General features: G+C 34.5%; 3 protein-coding genes. All 3 read left to right on the top strand.

Annotation, left to right across the window (positions count from 1 at the left end; genetic code table 11):
- Nucleotides 1-951: RHS repeat-associated core domain-containing protein (locus DW019_RS14700; RefSeq protein WP_147353048.1), on the top strand; the 951-nt coding region annotated here is incomplete at its 5' end.
- 1 nt (nt 952) lies between these two features.
- Nucleotides 953-2,026: a hypothetical protein gene (locus DW019_RS14705; RefSeq protein ID WP_118444040.1), complete on the top strand. Its 1,074-nt coding sequence runs from the start codon at nt 953-955 to the stop codon at nt 2,024-2,026.
- 179 nt (nt 2,027-2,205) lie between these two features.
- A partial coding sequence (locus tag DW019_RS14710; RefSeq protein ID WP_207663940.1) for a hypothetical protein occupies nt 2,206-2,649 on the top strand: 444 nt, incomplete at its 3' end.

Here is a 2,649-nt window from a genome sequence, read left to right on the forward strand (position 1 = left end):
ACGTATTATGTCACAGATATGCACGGCAATGTGGTGCAGCTTTTGGATGAATCCGGAAATGTCACAAAGACATATGAGTATGATTCCTTTGGAAACGAAGTAAAACCGGAGAAAAAGGATGAGAACCCGTACCGTTATTGTGGGGAATACTACGATAAAGAGACGGAGGAAGTCTATCTGCGGGCAAGATACTATGAGCCGGGAGTAGGAAGATTTATCACAAGAGATACCTATACCGGGGAAAGTGATGAGCCACTGAGTCTGCATTTGTATACCTATTGTGCGAATGACGGGGTGAATATGGTGGACCCGAGTGGGCATGGATGGCTTGAATGGATTGGCAAACAATATATGAGAATATCTGGATATAAAGGAATAATGAATGGACAAGATGTGATAGCAAAATTTAATTATGAGGAAAATGAGAAGTTAGAAAAAAAACTAAGAGGCAATTTTATTTATAACCAAAAGGATTATCCGGTAGGTAATATGCTTTATGGAGATAGCAAAATAGCAAATACTGGTTGTGAATTAGTGGCTATTTATAATGCAATTTCGCTTAAAAAAAATCGTGGTATTTCATTTTCAGGTTTAATTAAATATAGTGAGTTAAAAGGATATAGTATGAGAAATGGTGTATGGGGAACAACACCTTATAAAATTGGGAATATTCTTGAACATTATGGTATAAAGTATACAGTGTGTGCAAATTCCAAAAATATAAAAATAAAAAAGGGAAAAATATACATTGTATCAGTATACAATAAGGGGGGCCTTTTTAGTGGAGTACATACTTTTGCAGTTTTAGCAAAAGATCGTAGGCGAGGATATTATGTATACAATGACGGGACAGATAGTATAGCATCTAAATTTAGAATGGCACGAAATAATAAGCAATTGTTTCGTGGCAGGCAATATATAATAGGCTACAGATTAAAGGGGCGGTTTTAATATGAAAAAATATATTATGATACTAATAATAATTTTGGGGGGTATTTGTTGTGATTTGGATTTTTGTCAATTGGATAAATCAGTTTTAATTATACATTATGGAGACGTGAATTATTATGCTGAAAATGAAAATTATTGGGCAGAAATAAATGGAAGAAATGTAGAATTTACAGATAAGAAAAGTGAGAATAAAAAAATAATTAAACTGGATTTTGTTCCAAACCAGATTGCGCTTGGTATGAACCATGTGTTTATATTAAAATGTGGAGATAATTATTCAAGTGATGATGCAGTAATATATAGTTACGATTTTGAGGGGCATTACATAGAGGCAAGGCATGAGAAAAAGTGTAATTACATGGCAATGGATAAAGATATTCTTTATTTACAATACTGGCAGGATGAAGAGCAAAATATGCCGTATGTAAATTATAATGGAATTATGGCAAATGCATGGATTAAGGAAGATAAGTTTGCTGGTAAGGTAAATACTATGAAAGAAGACAAAAAAGGAGTATGTAAGGTCGGAGAACGAACTTTTTATGCTAATTCCAATGGTTGTTTTTCTACTGAAAAAGAGTATTCCAATATTCCGGCTATGAGTGCATACATATGGGATGAAATGAAAACTGAAAAACAAAAAAATGCTAACTATCAGAAGGTGTTAGAAAAGAAAATCGGATATGACAGCGACTTTCTTTATGGTTTTAACGAGTACCAAAAAGGTAAATATATCTACGGAGTTGTTAATATATGGGAAGAAGATGTACGATTGCGTAATATGGAAATACCTATAAATAATGTTGTTAAGTCATATGTCTATAAAGTAAATCTGCTAACAAATGATGTGGAAATTCTTTTTCAGAGGGATAAGGGATGTGTGCAAATTGCATCCAATGAAAAGAATGCGATTTGCTATGAAAAAAATATGATTAAACGAATAAACTTAAAAACGGAAAAGAGCGATATATTATATAATGGGCTCCGAAATAAGACTGAGAATATTAATTTACAAGGACCATATTTGCTTGTGGCTGGGGAAAATAAATATATCCAATACGATGCAACATATTGAGGGCTAGAATGTTGTATTTTGCATGAATGAAAACATAAATTGATAAAATCTGTGCTTGTTAATGTAATAAATATAGTTTTTATATTGCTAAAGCGTTATATCAAATGATATGAAGAAAAGCAGCTACATAAAGTGGACATAGAAGGAGGTAGATTGTTGTCAATGAAAACAATGAGAATGTGGCGGAAACGTATACTTACGACTGCAACAGCAACCTGACGAAAACCGTAGATAAAAACGGAAATACTTTGAAAAACACATATGATAACCAGAACCGGCTGACCGAGAGGACAGCGAAGGAGAAAAAGACCGGAAAAGAAACCGTACATACTTACCGCTACAATGCCTATGGAGATGTGGCAGTACAGGATGATACACAGTTTGTGTATGGCGATGTATCCGGCCAGGTCACAAAAGAAACGACCAAACTGACAAAAAATAAGGATGTCGTAAAGAATTATACCTATGACAGTAAGGGGAACAAATCCACTTTTTCCGTAAAAGCAGGGGAGGATACCAAACTTTCTCTGTCGTATGAGTATGATGGCAGTTCCCGACTGATTTCCGTCAAAGACAGCGAAGGAAACCAGGCTGTTTCTTACACCTATGATACGGAGGGAAGC

The organism is Clostridium sp. AF37-5 (assembly GCF_003477605.1).
In the GTDB taxonomy this organism is placed as follows: domain Bacteria; phylum Bacillota; class Clostridia; order Lachnospirales; family Lachnospiraceae; genus Eubacterium_F.

Bases quoted from the DNA above. Each gene is read 5' to 3' on its own strand.
- DW019_RS14705 (WP_118444040.1), top strand. From the start codon at position 953: ATGAAAAAATATATTATGATACTAATAATAATTTTGGGGGGTATTTGT.